The sequence below is a fragment of the Hymenobacter guriensis genome (genome assembly GCF_015773195.1).
Lineage (GTDB): Bacteria > Bacteroidota > Bacteroidia > Cytophagales > Hymenobacteraceae > Hymenobacter > Hymenobacter guriensis.
In genome coordinates, this window is sequence record NZ_JADWYK010000005.1 from 44,000 (window position 1) to 62,953 (window position 18,954).

The following is an 18,954-nucleotide window of genomic DNA, read 5'->3' on the forward strand; positions in this document are numbered from 1 at the left end:
TGTGCAAGTTCCGATTCGAATGCTTTTAGGTTGGTGAAATCATCAGTGTGTTCCGACTGATTACAGCCTGTTATTGCTATTGTGCTTGTAAATAGACATAAAGCAGTTTTGAATGTGTTTGATTTAGGCATGCTGATTTATATTAATATTTTGGATTCCGTCTAGTTAGAGTCAATATGCATATTTCTTAATTATTAGAAGATGCCTTTCGGTATTACGCATACAGTTGCTCAGTTGCACCGCATAAATACTACGCTTCAAAGGCTGCATTATGCGTTTTCTATGAATGAAACAAGCGGAATCAGGGCCTAGCCCATCAAATGTTTAGATTACTCAGCACGCAAGATGCTTCGGCTCCGCTCAGCATAACAGACGAAAAATAGTCAGAGAATATCCTCGCCCAGATGCTCGCGCAGCCGCTCTCGCAGCAAGTCCTGGAGGATGTGGTCCATGAACTGGAATTTGTCGGGGATGCGGAGGGTGATGATGCGCTTGCCGGTTAGCGCATCGGCAAACTTATGGCGGAGGATATCGGCGTGCTTGCGCTCCATCACCAACACCACGTCGGCCCAGCCCAGGTGGCCGGCCGTCACGCGCACCCGGGCTCCGGGCTCGGTGCCGGCTGAGCGGGCCTCGTAGTGCGGGTGCTGGTCGAAGAGGCGCTCGGCAGTGAGGCTGCGCCAGCGGTTCTGGCTGCAGATGAACAGCAATTTTTGGGGCTGAAAGTCAGCGGAGTTGGCGGCGGCAGGAGAGGAAGTCGGCATAAGTCTCGCAAAGATGCCGTAAGTTCGTGTTGCTCCCCTGCACCATTTCCTACACGCCGTATCATGCGCCGTCCATTTTGCAAAGCCGTGGCCACTGCCACGGTGGGAGCCTGCCTTGTAGTAGGCAGCACCACGCCGCTGCTTGCCCAGCGCAAAACCCTCGAACAAAAGGTTGACTCCGTGCTCCAGCTAATGACGCTGGAGGAAAAAGCCGGCCAGCTCAACCAATATACCGGCGACGCCGTCACGGGCCCCGCCGTAAACGACCCCACCAAGCTGGAGCAGATCCGCACGGGCCGCGTGGGCTCCATGCTCAACATTCGCGGGGCCCAGCGCACCCGCGAGCTGCAGGCCGAAGCCCTTAAGTCGCGCCTGAAAATCCCGCTGCTTTTCGGCCTCGACGTCATCCACGGCTACCAGACCACCTTCCCCATACCCTTGGGTGAGGCCGCCAGCTGGGACATGACGGCCATCCGCCAGTCGGCGCACATTGCGGCCGTGGAGGCTGCCGCTGCCGGCCAGCACTGGACGTTTGCGCCCATGGTGGACATTGCCCGTGACCCGCGCTGGGGCCGCGTGATGGAAGGTGCCGGCGAAGACCCTTACCTTGGCTCCCAGATTGCCCGGGCCCGCGTGCTGGGCTTCCAGGGCGAAAAAATAGGCGCTACAGATGCCGTGCTGGCCTGCGCCAAGCACTTTGCGGGCTACGGCGCCGCCCAGGCCGGCCGCGACTACCACACCGTGGACATGAGCCGCCGCCTGCTCTGGGAAGTGTATCTGCCCCCGTTCAAAGCGGCCCTCGATGCCGGCGCGGCCACGTTCATGAACTCCTTTAATGAGCTGGACGGCATCCCGGCCACCGGCAACCGCTACCTGCAGCGCGACATCCTCAAAGGCCAGTGGAAGTTCCAGGGCTTTGTGGTGAGCGACTGGGGCTCGATAGGGGAGATGGTAAACCACGGCTTCGCCAAAGACAATGCCGACGCCGGCCGCCTCGCCATGCTGGCCGGCTCCGACATGGACATGGAAAGCCGCTCCTACGTGAACAGCCTGCCCGCTCTGGTGAAAAGCGGCCAGGTGCCCGAGGAGCTGGTAAACGATGCCGTGCGCCGCATTCTGCGCAAGAAGTTTGAGCTGGGCCTGTTCCAGAACCCCAACCGCTTCAGCGACGTGGCCCGCGAGAAAAAGCTGGTAGGCGCGCCCGAGCACCGGCAGATAGCCCGCGACGTGGCCCGCAAATCCATTGTGCTGCTTAAAAACGAAGGCAACGTGCTGCCGCTCGATAAGAAAACCAAGCGCATTGCCATCATTGGTCCGCTGGGCACCAGCAAGCTCAACCACGCCGGCTTCTGGGCCGTGAACTACGACTCCACCGGCTACGTGAGCGTGCTGGAAGGGCTGCAAAACAAGTTCGGCAAGCAAGCCAATATTCAGTACGCCCGCGGCTGCGGCATCAAGGGCGAGTCGCAGGCGGGCTTTGCGGAGGCAGTGAAAACCGCACAGCAGTCGGATGTGGTAGTTATGGCCGTGGGCGAAGCCTACGACATGAGCGGCGAGGCTAAGTCCCGTACCGATATCGGTCTGCCCGGCCAGCAGGAAGCTCTTATCAAAGCCGTGGTAGCCACCGGTAAGCCCGTAGTGGTGCTGATGATGGCCGGCCGGCCGCTCACCTTCAACTGGACGGCCGAGCACGCGCCCGCCATCCTCTACACTTGGTGGCTGGGCTCCGAGGCCGGCAACGCCATTGCCGACGTGCTGACCGGTGACTACAACCCCGCCGGCAAGCTGCCCATGACGTTTCCGCGCAGCCTGGGCCAGGTGCCCATCTTCTACGCCGCCAAAAGCACCGGCCGCCCCTCGAGCGGGGACAAGGACGTGCTCTACAAATCAGCATACATCGACCAGACCAACCGGCCCCAGTACGCCTTCGGCCACGGCCTGAGCTACACCAAGTTCACCTACGGCAACCTCAAGCTCAGTTCCACGCAGCTGGGTGCAGGCCAGTCGCTCACGGTTTCCTGCACCCTCACCAACGCAGGCAAAACCGCCGGGGAGGAAGTAGTGCAGCTTTACCTGCGCGATATGGTAGCCAGCGTGACGCGCCCCATCCAGGAGCTCAAGGACTTCCAGAAAGTGCAGCTCAAGCCCGGCGAAACCAAGACCCTCTCCTTCACCATCACTCCCGAGAAACTGTCGTTCTACAACCAGGAGATGCAGTGGACCACCGAGCCTGGCGAGTTCCGCCTCATGCTCGGCAGCGCTTCGGATGATATCCGGCTGGACAGCAAGTTCGAGCTGCTGAAGTAGTTGAGCCCACGGTAGGGGCGGGGGCTTGCTCCACCCGCCGGTCGTGCCATTAGCGCCCGAAACCGCCCGGAGTTGTCCGGTCCGTTTCGGGCGCTTCCGTAAGAAACCGCCTGCCGCCTGGCGCGGGTTTAGCGAACGTAACTTGTGCTCCCCATCGGGCGAGGCTGAGCTTCGCAACAGCACGACTCCATTGCACATGGCCGGTGCAGCGCCGGTTTGCCGCTGGCGCGGCAGTGGAGGCTGCGCCTCCACGTCATAGCTGGGCACGAGTTACGCTCCGCTAAACTCACGCCAGCCCCATATGTCAGCACGTATTGCTTAGGTGTCAATGAGCAGTATTATGTGTCAGGGAGCAGTGCGGGCGGGTATTTCCTTTCGTTCCCAACCGCCGCTGCCCGCCGCCAGTATGTACCATTCTATGCCGATTCGCCCGCTTTTCCTCACCTTGCTGCTCCTGACCGCGCTGAGTGCTTTGGCCCAGCCGTCACCCCGCCAGCTGTTTCCCGCCGTCTTCGAGGCGGTACAGCTCGGCGGCGTGTTTCCCGATAGCAAGACGTTCGTGGATGCCCGCCCCAAAGCGGCGCCGGCCGTAATTGAGGCTGCCTTTCAGCAGCAGAAAAACCAGCCCGGCTTTTCGTTGAAGCAGTTTGTAGCGCAGTTCTTCGAGTTGCCCGCCGCGCCCACGGCCGGCTATCAAAGCCGCGTAACTGCCGGCCTGCGCCACCACCTCGACACCCTCTGGACGGTGCTCCAGCGTCAGCCCCAGGACTCAGTAGGGCGCTACGGCTCCCTGCTGCCGCTGCCCAAACCATACGTAGTGCCGGGCGGGCGTTTCCGGGAAGTGTACTACTGGGACTCGTACTTTACCATGCTAGGTTTGCGCGAAAGTGGCCGTACGGCTTTACTGCGCGGCATGGTCGATAACTTTGCCAGTCTGATAAACCGGCAGGGCTTCATCCCGAACGGCAACCGCACGTACTACCTTACCCGCTCCCAACCGCCGTTTTTTGCCTTGATGGTAGAATTGCTGGCCCAGACCCAGGGCGACACCGTGCGCCCACGCTACCAACCCCAGCTGCTGCGCGAGTACCAATATTGGATGGCCGGCGCCGACTCCCTTCAGCCCGGCACCGCCACCCGCTGCGCCGTGCGCCTGCCCGCGGGCGAAATCCTCAACCGCTACTACGACGCCGGTGATTATGCCCGCGAGGAATCCTACGCCGAGGACGTAGCCACCGCCCGCCAAACCTCCCAGCCCAAGCCCGAATTCTACCGCCACGTGCGCGCCGCCGCGGCTTCAGGCTGGGACTTCAGCACCCGCTGGTTTCGCGACGAGAAGACCCTGGCTTCCATCCGCACCCTGGAGCTTGTGCCCGTAGATTTGAACTGCCTGCTCTACGGGCTGGAGCAAACCCTGGCCCGCGGCTACCGCCAGCAAGGGCAGGCCAACCTAGCCCGCAACTTCGAGCAAAAAGCCCAGGCCCGGCGCAAGGCTATCCGCTGCTACTGCTGGGATAAGTCGGCGGGCTGGTTTGTGGATTATGATTTCGTGGCCCGGCAACCGATGCGCCTGCGTACCCTGGCCGGCGCATTTCCGCTGTTCTTTCAAGTAGCATCGACCAGCGAGGCCCGCCAGGTGGCGGCTGGTTTGCAGCGCGACTTTCTGAAAGACGGCGGCTTAGTAACCACGCTCAACCACAGCGACCAGCAGTGGGACGCGCCCAACGGCTGGGCTCCGTTGCAGTACGTGGCCATCGAAGGCCTGAACCACTACAAGCAGCAGGAACTGGCCCGCACCATTGCTACCCGCTGGGTGGGGCTGAACGTGCGCGTGTTTCAGCAAACCGGGAAGCTGCTGGAGAAATACAACGTTGAAAACACCCAGCTTACGGCCGGGGGCGGAGAGTACCCCACCCAGGACGGCTTCGGCTGGACCAACGGCGTGCTGCTAAAGTTGCTCAACCAGTACCAACTGTGGCCCAAAGATCTTGGTATTGGAAAATAGCGTGGAAGAACTTTCATCCTTCGACTACCATCCTGAGCAGCGCGCAGGACCTACTTCCGTTAGCAAGCATATGCCGACGGTGGGTCCTGCGCGCTGCTCCGGGCGGCAACGTGGCTAAGAGTTAGTCTGACCAGATGATTGAAACAGGGTTTTGCCCCGGAGCAGTACGCGTAGGCCTTTGCGCTTGAGCAGGATATTTGGGGTCGTGTCGCCGTGGTCCTGCAGGCGGGTGTTATAGGCCGCCAAAATGTCGCGGTAGGAAACTACGCCCGTAACCCGGGCATCCTTACCGGGCAGAAGTACGGGTAGCACATCCACGTTTTCGCGGGCCATGCGTTCCACCACGGTGCGCAGAGTATCGGTGGAAAGTACCGTTGCCTTAGTCGATTGGGGCTGCAGCAAGGTGCTGATGGGCACATGCTCGTCGGCTTGCCAGCTGGTGAGGGCCACGGTGCTGAGCAGGCCGGCAAAAGTGCCATCCATATCCACCACAATCAGGTGGGAGCCCACGCGCGCAGGTTCCCGGCCGGTCCAGGCACGCACTTCCCCGATGCTGTTGTTGGTGCTGATGGTGACCAGTTCGTTCTGTAAAATCTGGCTTACCGGCACCTTGTCCAGCAAATCCGGCTCGTAGTCGACCGGAGTTTTGACGCCGCGGCGGGCTATTTTCTCGGTCATGATGGTGTTGCCCATCAGCAGAAATGACACCAGGTAGGCCCCGGTGCAGGCGCCAAGCAGGGGCAGCATGGCCTGCGCCTGCCCGGTAGATTCCACCGCAAACACGATGGACGTGAGCAGTGCCCGCGATGCTCCGGCAAACATAGCCGCCATGCCCACCAGCGCAGCCAGCGGCAAGGCAATGTCCAAAGCTGGTAAGAAATGCTGAATGGCCACCCCAAGCAACGCCCCCATAGCGCCGCCAATAGTAAGCAGCGGGGCCAGCGTGCCGCCCGACGTGCCGCTCCCCAGGGAAATAGCCCAGGAGGCAAACTTAAGAAAGCAAAGCGTCAGCAGCAGCGCCAGCGGAGCGGTGCCCGACAACACCGCCGAAATGTTTTCATAGCCCACGCCCAGGGTGCGCGGGGCGAAATAGCCAATGCCGCCCACGGCCAAGCCGCCCAAGGCCGGCCACCAGGCCCAGTGAATGGGCAGCTTCTCGAAGGCATCCTCAATCCAATACACTAGCTTGGTGATGCCCACCGAAGCCAGGCCCACCACCAAGCCGATAGCGCTGTACGTAGCCAGCGCCACATTGCTCGGAGCCGCCAACTCGGGCATTTCGAACACCGGCCCCTGCTCAAACAGCAAGTGGTGGCCTGCCGCCCCTGTAATGCAGGCCAAGGCTACGGGCAACAAGGAGCGGGGAGAAAACTCAAACAGCAGCAGTTCAATGGCCAAGAACACTGCCGCGATGGGCGTACCAAAAATAGCCGACATGCCGGCCGTAGCCCCGGCCGCCAGCAGCACTTTTCGTTCGTGGTGAGTGATGTGAATAAGCTGGCCCAGCGTAGAGCCCAGGGCCCCGCCGGTGGCAATAATCGGCCCCTCGGCCCCAAACGGCCCGCCCGTGCCAATGGAAATGGCCGCCGACACCGGCTTCAGGTACATGATAGAGGGCTTGATGCGGCTCTGGTTGGTGAGAATCTGCTCCATGGCCTCCGGAATGCCGTGGCCCCGAATGGCTTTAGATCCATAAATAGCCATCAGGCTGACCACCAGCCCACCCAGGGCTGGCATGAGGACTACCCATAAACCCAGGTGGTTTTCGGCGGGAGAGTGGTAGGCGACGGACACGTCGCCGAAGAAAACCAGGTTGGTCACCAGGTTAATCAACGATACCAGCAGGCGGGCTACCCCACTAATGGTCACGGCCACAAGCACGGCCAGCAGCGAAATCCGAATCAGGCGGCGCTTATCCGGCGCCACGCGGGGTGGCGCCCCTTCGTTGGCGAGGGTGGCCTCCAGCGACGGAGAGATAGGAATGCCGGCGTGAACAGGGGACGAATGTTTCATTCAGTGCGAGTGAGATAACCAGGCAGTAAGCTGCTTACTTGGGTAACAAAGAAAAACAGGAGAAGTGAGCAGCAGATGAGCAAAGGCCTTAGTCTGCAACTACCAGAGCCTGGGGAGCTGCCTGCTTGATGCGGCCCAGCAGCCAGTCAGTCTGGCGCTTGGTGCGCGCACTGCAAAACGCACAGGTGGCTTTAAGGTCTTCGTCGCGCAGGGCTAGGGCTGCTTGCTGAATGACAGTCCAGCTAAGTTGCACTTCCTGGGTTAGGAGCCATAAATCGTGCAGGTCGCGGATGAGGCCGAGGCTGCCGCTGCGCGGGGCGCTGAACAGCTCGTGCTTTAGCCGGGCCGGCTCGGTGCTCTGCTGCTCCGCGTAGCGCTGCAGATAAGGCACCAGCTTGCCCTGGTGCTCCCGCGACCAAGCCGACAGCTTCTGGCACATCTGCTCGATGTCGGGCTCGTCTTTATGGTGCCGGCTTACTTGCGCAAAAGCTTTTGTGATTTGCTTTTCGCTGTTGTCGAGTAGGCCAAGGTAGTTGCCGAGGTGCATAGTAGAAGAAGCCGTTAAGTAAGGAAACAGGATGAGCGTGCGGCGGCTAGGCTTTGCGAATGCGCACGGCCGCATACTTGAAGTGCGGCTGCTTGCTGACCGGGTCCCATTCGGTGAGGGTTAATTCGTTGGCGGCGCGCTTGTCGTGTTCGTCGTGGTCCCAGTAGCCGTAGTGGAAGGGCATGAACACCAGCCCCGGCTCAATATCGCCGATGCGGGCCGGCTCGGTTACCTTTCCCCGCCGGGACTCTACCGTCACCAGGTCGCCTGCCGCTATGCCGTGGCGGGCCGCGTCCTCGGCCGAGAGCTGCACAAAGCCTTCCGGCGCCGCTTCCTGCAGGGCGCGGGCCCGGCCGGTTTTGGTGCGGGTGTGAAAGTGGTAAACAATGCGGCCCGTTGTAAACCAGAGCGGATACTCTGCATCAGGTTCTTCGTGGGGCGGCTCGTAATCGGCGGCCAGGATTATGGCATTGCCCTTCGGGTCATTGGCCTTGTATTCTTCGGGCTGCTTTTCGGCGCCCGTTACCAAATCGTAGCCGTAGGTTTCGCAGTAGTCGGCGTGGGTGTTGAACTGATGGTCGGTGTATAGATGCTCGGTCCCATCGGGGTGTTGCTCGTTGCAGGGCCACTGGATGCCGGAGCCACCAGTGAGCTTCTCATAGCTCAAGCCTGAGTAGTCGCAGGGGCGGCCCTTGCTGCAGGCTTTCCAGGCTTCAAAGGCCTCTTCCGGCGTGCTCCACTTGATGAGTGGCTGCCCGTCCTTGTCCCGGAAGTCCATGCGCCGTGCATAATCCAGGAAAATGTCGAAGTCGGCCCGGGCCTCCCCGGGCGGATTGATGGCCTGATAGGAAATATGGACGGTGCGGTCGGTGTTGGTGAAGGTGCCCGTTTTCTCGCCCCAGATAGCGGTAGGCAGCACCACGTCGGCCAGCTTCGCAGTTTCCGTCAGGAAGGCGTCCTGCACGACCACCAGCAGGTCTTTTTGCTGCAGAATGCGCCGGATGCGCGCCAGCTCCGGCATGCTCACGGCCGGGTTGGTAGCCTGAATCCAGAGCAGCTTGATGGAGCCCGTTTCGCAGTAGCGCCAGATTTGCATGGCGTGCGTGGGCGGCGCCCAGTGCGGAATCTTGTCGGGGTGCACGTTCCAGAGCCGGGCCAGCTCCTCAATATGGTCGGGGTTGTCCCAGTTGCGGAAACCCGGTAGGTCGCCGTCAGCTCCGCACTCGCGGGTGTTCTGGGAGGTAGGCTGCCCGTTCATTTGCAGAATGGCGTTGCCGGGCGTGCCAATAAGCCCCCGTATAAGGTGGATGTTGTTGATCTGGACCGCCGCGGCTGTGGCCTGCATCGACTGGTACACGCCCTGCAGGGCCGTAGAAACCAGGGTTTTGCTGGTGCCAAGGATGCGCGCCGCCGCCAGTAGCTTTTCAGCTGGTACGCCCGTGAGGTGCTCCACCCGCTCCGGCGTCCATTTCTCCACCGTCTTACGCAGCTCCGCAAACCCCACCGTGTGCGCCTTAATGAAGGCGTGGTCTATCTGGTCAGCTTCGATGAGCAGGTTGATCAGGCCATTGAGCACGGCCAGGTTGGTGCCTGCGCGTGGGGCTAGGTGCACGGTGGCCTTTTCGGCGGTGTAGGTGCGGCGTGGGTCAATAACGACCAGCTGTGGCGGGTTGGGGCCGGCCAGCCGGTCGAGGATGCGCGTCCAGAGCACCGTTTGTTGGGAAGCCATGTTGTGGCCCACCAGCAGCACGGCCTCGGTGGTGTTGAGGTCGTTGTAAGAACCGGGCTGCCCGTCGGTGCCAAAGGAAATCTTCAGGGCCGCGCCGGCCGTGGCGGTGCACAGGCGGGTGTTGCCGTCCATGTGCGGGGTGCCCAGGCCGGCTTTGCCCAGCACGCCCAGGGTGTAATACTCTTCAATAAACAGCTGCCCGGAGGTGTAGAAGCCAATGGCGCTGGCTGTGTGCTGGCGGATCAGCTCTTGGGAGCGTTCCACAATCAGGCGCATGGCCTCGTCCCAGCTGGCTTCTTCCAGTTGCCCGTTGCGCCGGATCAGGGGTTTGGTGAGGCGGTCGGAACTGTGGTTGGCTTCCCAGCCGTGCAGCCCTTTGGGCCCCAGCCGGCCGTGGTTTACCCGGTCATTGACGCGGCCCCGCACGCCTACTATGCGGCCATCTTTCACGCCAATATCGAGGCCGCAGCCGTTGGAGCACAGCACGCAGGCCGACTGCACCCAGTGGTCGGGCGTTTCGGTTACCCGTTCATCTTCGCGTACGGGCCACGCTCCGTGATACGGCGTGCGCGGCCCCCAAATATCCTGAATAGCGTTACGGGTTTCCGACATAAGCAGTGCAGGTAAGTGAATCGAAAAGGGAGTAGTTCTCCCTCCGATACGAAACCAGACTTGTTAGGATTGCGGAAATCAGCTGAAATTTTAATTTGATTTTAATCTTTTATCAGTGTTTCCAAATTGCACCAGGCACTAGAAGAGTGCAGTTGAGATATACATCGAACAAGCAAACAGCGGTTTACAAAAGATAAAGGACATCAGGTGGAGGGTGCTGAAGAATACAGGCCCTATCAAGAGTTCCTTGGGGATGGACCTTCTTGACAGCCACTGCGTAGAGTAGCACGGTTTATGGTTTTAATCCGTTTTTAATCTAACCCAGAGTTCCTCCTCATGCGTTTTCTTTCCATTCTCCTGCTGCTGTTGTTGCCTTGTGTGGGTGTGCAAGCCCAGGCGCCAGCCGAGGGCTGGAACACCGACTTGGCGCAGGCACTGCAGCAGGCTAAGGCCAGCAATAAGCCCGTCCTGGTTGATTTCTCGGGCTCCGACTGGTGCAAGCCCTGCATCATGCTGAAGCAGGAGGTGTTCGACCAACCCGAGTTTCAGCAGTTTGCCAAAGACAACTTGGTGTTGGCCCGCTTCGACTTCCCGCGCAGCAAGAAAAACAAGCTGCCGGCCGCCCAAACCAAGTTAAACGAGCAAGCCGCTGCCCAACTCAACAAAGAAGGCTCTTTCCCGCTGGTGGTGCTTCTTTCGCCCGAGGGCAAGGTGCTGGCCAAAACGGGCTACCGGCCTGGCGGCCCCGCTGCCTACGATGCCTACCTGAACCAGCTGCTGGCCAAGCGCTGAGGATTATGCGCTGCACCATTCGTCAACCGCTGGTCTTGCTGCTGGGTCTGCTCCTGATCATAGGCAACGCGTGGGCCCAAACTCCAGCGGCCAAGCCCCGGAACTTCACCCGCTCGGCCTACTTGATGGGCTCCCATTTCACGTTCACGGCCGTTTCAGCTGATGATACACTGGCGTGGCGCGCCATTCGGGCTGGCATACGCGAAGCCCAGCGCATCGACCGGCTATTCTCCTATTGGGACTCAACCTCCCAGATAACACAGATAAACCGCCATGCCGGCATCCGGCCAGTGAAAGTCAACCGGGAAGTGTATGACCTGATTCAGCGGACGCTCAAGCTGTCGGAACTGAGCGGCGGGGCCTTCGACATCACCTTCGCCGGGGGTGAGAAAATATACAAGTTCGATCGGCAGGCACATGCCGCTTTGCCCGCCCCCGAAGTGGTGAAGGCCTCCGTAGCCCGCATCGACTACCACAAAGTCCTGCTGGACCCGGTGGCGCACTCCGTGATGCTGCAAGACAAAGGTATGCGCATGAATCTGGCAGGTATTCTGCAAGGCTACGGGGTGCGGCGCGCCCAGGCGCTGATGAAGCAAATGGGCGTGCAGGGTGGCTTAATCAACGGCTCGGGCGACGTTTCGTGCTGGGGCCGGCAGGCCGATGGCTCCCTCTGGCGCATTGCCATTGGCGACCCGGCCTACCCGCAGTCGGTGTCGTCGTGGCTAACGGTGACGGACGTGGCCGTGGTGACGGCCGGCAACTACGAGCAGTATTTTACGGTGGGCGGCCAGTATTACGGGCACATCATTAATCCGCACACGGGCTATCCGGCCACGGGGCTTCGCTCCGTCACCATTATCTGCCCCGATGTGGAGCTGGCCGACGGCCTCGACGAAGTGGTGTTCGTGAAAGGCCCGGAAGAAGGGCTGGCGTTCATCAACCAGCTGAAGGGCGTGGACTGCACCCTCATCACCAACGACGGGCGCACCCTGGCCTCCAAAGGCATGCAGGTAAACTACTACCACAGCGCCGTGCCGGCCGCGGCCGCTACAACGACTGCCAATCCATGACCTATTCTATTCGGCTTCGGCTAGTGCTGTGCAGCCTGCTGCTGGCGGGCAGCGGCCTCAGCAGCTGTGTATCGGTAGCGGCTTATCAGAAAATGTACCTCAACGACGAGGACATGAAGCTGGCCAACAAGCGCATCGAAGTATACGAAACCAACTTCGAAAGTTACCGGGAAGGTGCCGGGGGCGCCAACGGCGGTAAGGTAGGTGGGGGCTGCGGCTGCAACTAACCGATGAATAATCCGCGCTTTTCTTCTGCCATGCTCCGCTCTGCACTTACCACTGTTCTTCCAGTCATGACGTTGCTGGCCTTGCCTATGTTGGCCTGGGCCCAGGCCACGCCCACCCCCAATCGGGTAGATGGCTACGGCGCCCCGGCTACCACGGCGCCGAGTCCGCCCAATCCCAGCAACCACGGCGAAACTGAGGTGAATATTCTTTCCAGCTACTACTCCCAGGATGGCAACCACGGAGCCGTAGAGGGTGGCCAGGGCACCCAGCAGCTCACCGATTTCACCCCGACCATTATCCTGAATGTGCCGTTGGATTCCGCCACGCGGATTTCGGCCAACCTGGGTATGGACTACTACGCCTCGGCTTCCACCGACCGGATTGACCAGGTGCTGTCTACGCCTTCGTCGTCGGATACGCGCTACCATCTGGATTTGGGTTACTCGCGGCAGCTGGCAGATAAGCGCACGATTGTGGGCGTGGGAGGGGGATTTTCCAAGGAATACGACTACCTCTCGGGGAATATTACTGCTTCTTGGGCCCATACCTCCGCCGATGGCAACCGGGAGCTGAGCGTGGCTGCCCAAGTGTTTTTTGACCGCGCTACCCTTATCCTACCCGCGGAGCTGCGCCAGGGGCGGGGCGGCGACCATGGCTCCGGCTTCGATACGCGCCAGAGCTACAACCTGAATTTGGTGTACTCGCAGGTGCTTACCCAGCGCCTGCAGGCGGCCGTGAGCACCGAGCTGGTAGCTCAGAACGGGCTGCTGAGCACGCCTTTTCACCGCGTGTATTTCCGGGAAACCGGCGGGGCGCTGGGCACGGCCAAAACCGAGCTGCTGCCCCGGCAACGCCTGAAGTATCCGGTGGGTTTGCGCCTGAACTACTACGCCACCGACCTAGTGCAGCTGCGCGGCTACTACCGGTTCTACAACGACAACTTTGGCATCAGGGCGCACACCCTGGAGCTGGAAACACCGCTAAAAGTGACGCCCTTTTTTGTGCTGTACCCTTTCTACCGCTACCATACCCAGACAGCCGCCGACTATTTCGCGCCCTACCTGGAGCACAGCATCACGGACGAGTACTACACCTCCGACTACGATTTGGCTAACTTCTCCGCCAACAAGATTGGCCTGGGGCTGCGCTATTCCCCGGTGTATGGCATTGGGCGTTTCAAAACGCCCTTTGGGGGCCAGGTGGCGAAGTTTAAAGCCCTGGATTTGCGCTACGCGTATTATCGGCAGAGCACCGGCCTCACGGCCAACCTAATCAGCGCCGACCTTTCATTTACCCTGCCCTAGTCGAGCAGTTGAATAGTCGGTAAGGTCAACAAGGGAGTCCGCTTGGAGTCCGCATCATCATGTGCTGGCTTCGGGTATGCTCAAGCTGGCTTTGGGCTATCAGTTCATGGTATCCAGACCAGCCAGCACCATTGCGCTGCAGGCCCCGAAGCCGATGATGAGCACCAGCAGGGCACTCAGGAAGTAGGGGGCGGCACTGCGGCCCGGCTCGGCCTTCACCAGCCGCACCACCCCCAGCACCACGTTCACCAGCACTTGCACCAGGTAGCCGCCCGCAAACAGAAAAGCGGCGCCCACCGCTACAAACCGCCCGAGCAAGCCCAGGATTACGGCTGCGGCCAACACGAGCAGCAGGTTGTTGCGCAACACATGGTTAGGGCGGGGTGTTGGGGCTGGTTCCATAGCGTAGAAAGTTAGTGCATGTTGCCCGTCCCCAGTTGGACTCGGGGACTTTGGCATGGCGCCTCAGTGCAGGATTTAATGGCCATTGAAATTCAGGTTGGAGAGAATAAGGGCACACGTACCCAGGCCCAGTAACGCCACCACTAGGCCGGAAATCAGCAGCACCTTCCCCAGCTTTTTTTGCGGGCCGAACAACAGGATGATACCAACCAGCACATTGAGCACGGGCAGCGCAAGCATGCCCACTATTCCACCCAGGCTACCCAGTACTAGCAATGCTCCAAAATTTATGGCTACCACAAGGCCCAGCAACTGGCTGGTTGACTTTTCGGGTGGTGTAGGTGGCTCTTGCTGTTCCATGGCAGGTGGCTACAAAACGGAGGCTTCGCGCAGCTCGGACAGGCGGGCCAGCTTTTCCGGGTCGCGGTAGAAGATGTTCATCGTTTCGAAGGGAATGATTTTCAGGTCCTTTGAAACGATGTGGACGCAGGACTTTTTCACGGCCCGCACGTCGAAGTTCCAGGCGTCCATGAACTGCAGGATGATGACGCGGAACAGGTTCTCGTAGCTCAGGTTGGGCGCCGACACCTGGGGTAGGCAGCAGAGCAGCTGGTTCAGCTCGGGCACCACGGTATCTACGGTGTTGGCGGTGCTGAACAGGCGCAGCATGTGCTGGCGGAGGCGCGGGTCCCGCTCGTACACGATGGTGTTGCTGCTGTTGGTGAGCAGCTCGGCCGGGTCGATGTAGCGGGTGAGCGGGTAGACCTCGCCTTCCAGCTTGAGGGCGTAGGCCATGGCCAGCGCGTCGGGGTTGCAGGGCACGGGCAGCAGGTCCTGGGCCGTAAACACGGGGCTTTGGTCGATGATGCCCTGGCGCACTTCCGTCAGGGAAAATGCGTCGGTTTCGGGGTTGAAGTTTTCTAGCCGCCCGGCCGCCTGGGTGGGCTGAAACGTGACCCCGCGCACGCACCGCTGCTTTAGGGCAAAGTCGATGATTTCGCCCATTTCGTCGTCGTTGAGGCCCTTTTGCAGGGTCACGACGAGCGTGGTACTCAGGTTGTACTTGTTCAGGTGCTCCAGGGCTTTCATCCTGACCTCGCGCAGGTCGCGGCCGCGCATGGTGAGCAGCACGTTTTCGCGGAAGGAGTCGAACTGCAGGTATACCTCGAAAGCCCCGGCGTAGGTAGCCAGCCGGGCCACAAACTCCTCATCCTTGGCCAGACGCACGCCGTTGGTGTTCACCATCAGGTGCTTGATGGGCTTGCGCTTGCACATGTCGAGGATTTCCCAGAACTGCGGGTGCAGGGTGGGCTCCCCGCCCGAAATCTGCACTACGTCGGGCTCCCCTTCGTTGAGCACCAGCACGTCAATCATGGCCTCCACTTCCTCCAGGGTGCGGTGCCGACCGTGGTGGGGGCTGCTTTCGGCGTAGCAGGTAGGGCAGGTCAGGTTGCAGCGGTCCGTTATTTCAATGACGGTAAGGCAGCTGTGCTGTTCGTGGTCGGTGCAGAGGCCGCAGTCGTAGGGGCAGCCGTAGTGGGTGGCGGTGTTGAAGCGACGCGGGGTTTCGCTGGGCTTCACGTAGTTGCGGATGCTCTTGTAGTACTCCACATCGGTGGCAATGCGCACCTTCTGTCGGCCGTGGGTGGGGCAGCGCTTGAGCATGAACACCTGCCCGTCCTCAAAGACGATTTTGGCCTCCACACGCCGCAAGCAGTGCGGGCAAAGGCTCAGGGTGAAGTCGTAGTAGGTATAGGGACGTTCGGGCATGAAAGCAGGGGAAAGGAATCAGGCAGTAAGATGCTGGTTTAAAATATCTTTCTCCTGCTCGGTTAGATGGCTTTTTTTGAAATGAATAGTCATTTTTTCAGGCAGCTTCACCGCGTAGTATTTGGATTGTCGCCGGACACTCTTAAATGAGTCAAATCGGACTGTCACCTTAACTCCTGACTCTTGCATTGTCAGGCTTTCCGCATCCATGTGCAGATCAAATTCAGTTGTCTGAAACAGAACTGGCCGCGTGAGGATGATTATTGCTGGCTTCAGAAGATAATAGGTTCCGTAGATCAAGCAAAATCCCCCATAACCCAGCGCAAACCGAGTGGAACCTGAATACAGACGCATTCCACTGCCAATAACTAGTGGCCCTCCAATTATTCGCACTGAGTTAGTCCAAGCAGAGTTGCCGAAGTAATAGTCCCAGAGGAATAGCTTAATTCGCTCAACACGTGTGACGGTATGGTGGGACATGCTTGTTAAGCTATGCTTTTGCTAGTGGAACCTGCTGATTTCAAACGATATGTTCGCCCCCACAGCCACCCATAATACCCCAGCCCCGCCACACAGGCCCACTGAATGGCGGTGAGGCCCCAGCCGCTCGGGGCGGGCGTGGGCTTGAGAAACTCGACCAGCAGGCGGAACAGCAGGTAACCTACCATAAAAAACCGAAACCGCCAGCCCGCAGGCAGTGGCCGGCGGCGCTCCGCCAGCCAGAGGCCCGCGCCCAGCAAGGCCAGCCAGCCGATTTCGTAGAGGTTGGTGGGGTGGCGCGGGATTCCGTCACCGAAGTCGATGCCCCACGGCAGAGTGGTGGCCGTGCCGAAGGTGCCGTCGGTGAGGCCAGCGAAGTGGCAGCCCAGGCGGCCCAGGCACATGCCCAGCAAAATTGGGTACACCATCAGGTCGCCGCTGGAGGCCGTTACGCCGAGGCGCTTCTTGGTCAACTCCACGCCAATAAGGCCGCCGAGCAGGCCGCCCACAATGGTTTTGTTGGTGAAGTAGTACAGCCAGCCCCCGGGCGGGTGAGTTAGCAGCTCCGGGTGCTCCAGCAGCCCCAACGCCCGGGAGCCCAGCAGCGCCCCGGCCGCGCAGCCCACAAAAATCCAGAGACGGTGCTCGTCGGAAATCGGGTCGAGGGTGCGGGCGCGCAGCGTCTGGTAGAACCGGTAGCCCGCGGAGTAAGCCAGCACCTCAAACAAGAGGTGAACGGGAAGCACCAGCGGACCGAGGGTAAGTTGGACGGGATACGTCAAGAACAGAGGCTGAAAAATCGGCGTAAGCACTGCCCCTCAAAACCGGCGGAGGCAGCTTGGGCTCAATTACGGCATTTTCGGTAAGTTGGGCCGCATGGAAAAAGCTGCTCGGGTTCGGCGCCCTTCGTCCGCTGTACTGGCACTGGTGGGGTTATTGGCGCTGTTGCTCTGGGGCCAATGTGCCTCGTTCATGGGGGCGTTGTTCCAAGTGCCCCACTATGCGGCCCGGGTGGTGGCGGCCGACAGCCTGTCGGCCGCCACGCCCACCACACCACCGATGCTGCATCTGGTGGTGGAAATTCACAACGACAATGACCGGGACTTTACGCTGCGCCGGGCGTACGGGAGCATGGACTTCGGGCGCTACACCTGGCCGGAATCAAACCACGACCAAGGAAGGGGGCTGTTGGTACCAGCCGGCAGCGTGCGGACTCTGGCGCTGGCCCTGCCCCTGGCCACAAGGCCACCCCATGCGCCGGTACCGGCTAAGGTTCAAAGCGAACTACTAGAGGTGTTGCGGCGGGGACCGAATGGCTCCGGCAGGCCAATGCTCCGGCTGAAAGTGGAAATCTTGACGGATTCCACCCACATGTATCCACTCGATGAGAAAGGCAAGCGGCTGCAGGTACCGGCCTTACGCACCAACCCCTAAAGGACTAACTGCCGCAAGCTGGCTTTAGCAGCTATTCCAAGCAGCCGGAGCGAATTACTCCACCACCGACACACGCACTTTCTTGCCTTTTACCTTGGCACCCATCAGGCGCTCGGCCACTTCCGGGGCCATCTGGCGGGGCACGGCCACGTAGCTGTAGTAGTCGAACACTTCGATATGGCCTACCTGGTCGCGGCCCACACCGCCCACGTTCACGAAGGCCCCCACCAGGTCGTGGGCGCTTACTTTATCCTTCTTGCCAGCCGAAACGTGCAGGGTTACGTTTTCGGGGCGCGGGGCTTTGGGCGCGGCGGGCAGCAGCTTGGGCGCGTGCATGAGCGTCCACTTGATGCCTTCGGCTATGGGCCACTTCTGCACATGGGCCTGCTCTTTGGGCGTAGCCAGCAGGTGGGCCGTGCCGGCGGCGCCGGCGCGGGCCGTGCGGCCGGCCCGGTGCTGGAACCCATCAGCCTTGTCGGGGGCGTCGTACTGCACCACGGTATCGAGCAGAGTCACGTCGAGGCCGCGGGCGGCTACGTCGGTGGCTACCAGCACTTGAGCCGAGTTGTTGCGCAGCTTCATCAGGGCTTTGTCGCGCTCGGGCTGGGGCATTTTGCCGTGCAGCATTTCGGCCGCTACCCCGCGCCCGTGCAGGAAGCGCGCCAGCTCGGCGCACCGCTCGCGGGTGTTGCAGAAAATGAGGGCGCGGCCGGTTTCGGGCTGGTTGAGCAGGTGAAGCAGGGCGGCGGGCTTTTGCTCCAGCGTGCCCACGTGGCCCAGCAGCGTGAGGTTTTCGGGCAGCTCGTCCGTGTCTTCGCCGGCATTCACCACGCGGGGCCGCGTTAGGTTCTTGCGAATCAGCTCCAGCACTTTGTCCGACATGGTGGCCGAGAACAGCAGGGTCTGGCGGCGGCGCGGCAGGCGCTTGATAATCTCCACCAGCTCTTCCTGGAAGCCCAGCTCCAGCAGCTTGTCGGCCTCGTCCAGCACCAGCACTTTCAACTGGTTGGGAATGATGCTGCGCCGCTCGAAGTGGTCGAGCAGGCGGCCGGGTGTGGCTACCACCACGTGCGGAGCCTGCTTGAGGGAGGCCGTTTCTTCGCGGAACGCGTGGCCCCCGTAGAACGCCGCCACCCGCAGGTTGGGCAGGAATTTGCCGAGCTTCTTGAGAGCGTCGCGCACCTGCAGGGCTAGTTCGCGGGCCGGTACCAGCACAATCACCTGAACGGCATCCACCTGCACATCCAGCTGCTGCAGCACCGAAAGGCCGTAGGCGGCGGTTTTACCGGAGCCCGTAGGTGCCTGCCCTACCACGTCCTGCCCGGCCAGCGCCATCGGAATTACCTGTTCCTGCACGGGCGTGGGGGCAGCAAAAGTCAGCTCTTCGAGAGCCTGGAGCAAGGTCGGGGCAAGGCCGAGGTCGGCGAAGGTAAGGGTACTCATCAGTGCACGGGATTAGCCGGCAAAGGTACGTATTGTTGAATGGCTGGATAGGGT

Annotated in this window: 17 protein-coding genes; 7 read left to right on the top strand and 10 right to left on the bottom strand. The window is 60.7% G+C overall.

What is annotated here, in order from left to right; genetic code table 11:
- Positions 1-383 precede the first annotated feature (383 nt).
- Positions 384-764, bottom strand: coding sequence for a low molecular weight protein tyrosine phosphatase family protein (locus tag I5L79_RS09935; protein WP_196954897.1), 381 nt, complete (start codon positions 762-764; stop codon positions 384-386).
- A 63-nt stretch (positions 765-827) separates the two neighbouring features.
- On the opposite strand from I5L79_RS09935, the gene I5L79_RS09940 reads away from it, so the two are divergent.
- Both I5L79_RS09940 and treA read left to right on the top strand, forming a co-directional pair.
- Positions 828-3,071: a glycoside hydrolase family 3 N-terminal domain-containing protein gene (locus I5L79_RS09940; RefSeq protein WP_231403029.1), complete on the top strand. Its 2,244-nt coding sequence runs from the start codon at positions 828-830 to the stop codon at positions 3,069-3,071.
- Positions 3,072-3,477: 406 nt separating this feature from the next.
- Complete coding sequence (gene treA / locus I5L79_RS09945; protein ID WP_231403030.1) at positions 3,478-5,076, top strand: alpha,alpha-trehalase TreA; 1,599 nt, start codon at positions 3,478-3,480, stop codon at positions 5,074-5,076.
- Positions 5,077-5,190: 114 nt separating this feature from the next.
- Here the strand turns inward: treA and I5L79_RS09950 are convergent, their stop codons facing one another.
- The 3 genes from I5L79_RS09950 to I5L79_RS09960 form a co-directional block, all read right to left on the bottom strand.
- The gene (locus I5L79_RS09950; protein WP_231403031.1) at positions 5,191-7,089 is read right to left on the bottom strand and encodes a chloride channel protein; all 1,899 of its coding nucleotides are present in this window, start codon (positions 7,087-7,089) and stop codon (positions 5,191-5,193) included.
- A gap of 88 nt (positions 7,090-7,177) precedes the next feature.
- On the bottom strand, positions 7,178-7,636 hold the full coding sequence (locus I5L79_RS09955; RefSeq protein WP_196954898.1) for a molybdopterin oxidoreductase: 459 nt from the start codon (positions 7,634-7,636) through the stop codon (positions 7,178-7,180).
- A gap of 46 nt (positions 7,637-7,682) precedes the next feature.
- Positions 7,683-9,977: a molybdopterin oxidoreductase family protein gene (locus I5L79_RS09960; RefSeq protein ID WP_196954899.1), complete on the bottom strand. Its 2,295-nt coding sequence runs from the start codon at positions 9,975-9,977 to the stop codon at positions 7,683-7,685.
- Between the two features lie 336 nt (positions 9,978-10,313).
- Here I5L79_RS09960 and I5L79_RS09965 point away from each other — a divergent pair, with 336 nt between their 5' ends.
- Genes I5L79_RS09965 through I5L79_RS09980 form a run of 4 tightly spaced genes read left to right on the top strand, consistent with a single transcriptional unit; the run spans position 10,314 to position 13,371 of the window.
- Positions 10,314-10,769, top strand: a complete 456-nt coding sequence (locus tag I5L79_RS09965) for a thioredoxin family protein (RefSeq protein WP_196954900.1) — start codon at positions 10,314-10,316, stop codon at positions 10,767-10,769.
- 5 nt (positions 10,770-10,774) lie between these two features.
- Positions 10,775-11,839 (top strand): FAD:protein FMN transferase, encoded by a 1,065-nt coding sequence (locus I5L79_RS09970; protein ID WP_196954901.1) that lies wholly within the window; start codon positions 10,775-10,777, stop codon positions 11,837-11,839.
- Positions 11,836-12,066, top strand: a complete 231-nt coding sequence (locus tag I5L79_RS09975; RefSeq protein ID WP_196954902.1) for a DUF4266 domain-containing protein — start codon at positions 11,836-11,838, stop codon at positions 12,064-12,066. The genes I5L79_RS09970 and I5L79_RS09975 overlap by 4 nt, the downstream gene beginning before the upstream one ends.
- A 30-nt stretch (positions 12,067-12,096) precedes the next feature.
- Entirely contained in the window at positions 12,097-13,371 is a 1,275-nt protein-coding gene (locus I5L79_RS09980; protein WP_196954903.1) for a DUF3570 domain-containing protein, read from the top strand.
- A gap of 99 nt (positions 13,372-13,470) precedes the next feature.
- Here the strand turns inward: I5L79_RS09980 and I5L79_RS09985 are convergent, their stop codons facing one another.
- The 5 genes from I5L79_RS09985 to I5L79_RS10005 form a co-directional block, all read right to left on the bottom strand.
- Positions 13,471-13,773, bottom strand: coding sequence for a hypothetical protein (locus I5L79_RS09985; RefSeq protein ID WP_196954904.1), 303 nt, complete (start codon positions 13,771-13,773; stop codon positions 13,471-13,473).
- A 75-nt stretch (positions 13,774-13,848) separates the two neighbouring features.
- A complete protein-coding gene (locus I5L79_RS09990; protein WP_196954905.1) occupies positions 13,849-14,133 on the bottom strand; it encodes a hypothetical protein in 285 nt (94 codons plus the stop codon).
- A gap of 9 nt (positions 14,134-14,142) precedes the next feature.
- On the bottom strand, positions 14,143-15,543 hold the full coding sequence (locus I5L79_RS09995; RefSeq protein ID WP_196954906.1) for a radical SAM protein: 1,401 nt from the start codon (positions 15,541-15,543) through the stop codon (positions 14,143-14,145).
- Positions 15,544-15,561: 18 nt separating this feature from the next.
- Positions 15,562-16,023: a hypothetical protein gene (locus tag I5L79_RS10000; protein ID WP_196954907.1), complete on the bottom strand. Its 462-nt coding sequence runs from the start codon at positions 16,021-16,023 to the stop codon at positions 15,562-15,564.
- 5 nt (positions 16,024-16,028) lie between these two features.
- A complete protein-coding gene (locus tag I5L79_RS10005) occupies positions 16,029-16,805 on the bottom strand; it encodes a prolipoprotein diacylglyceryl transferase (RefSeq protein ID WP_196954908.1) in 777 nt (258 codons plus the stop codon).
- Positions 16,806-16,899: 94 nt separating this feature from the next.
- On the opposite strand from I5L79_RS10005, the gene I5L79_RS10010 reads away from it, so the two are divergent.
- Positions 16,900-17,457 (top strand): hypothetical protein, encoded by a 558-nt coding sequence (locus I5L79_RS10010; RefSeq protein ID WP_196954909.1) that lies wholly within the window; start codon positions 16,900-16,902, stop codon positions 17,455-17,457.
- Between the two features lie 54 nt (positions 17,458-17,511).
- On the opposite strand, the gene I5L79_RS10015 is transcribed toward I5L79_RS10010, so the two are convergent.
- Positions 17,512-18,900 carry a DEAD/DEAH box helicase gene (locus I5L79_RS10015; protein ID WP_196954910.1) on the bottom strand — a complete coding sequence of 463 codons (1,389 nt, stop codon included), beginning with the start codon at positions 18,898-18,900 and terminating at the stop codon, positions 17,512-17,514.
- Between the last annotated feature and the right edge of the window lie 54 nt (positions 18,901-18,954).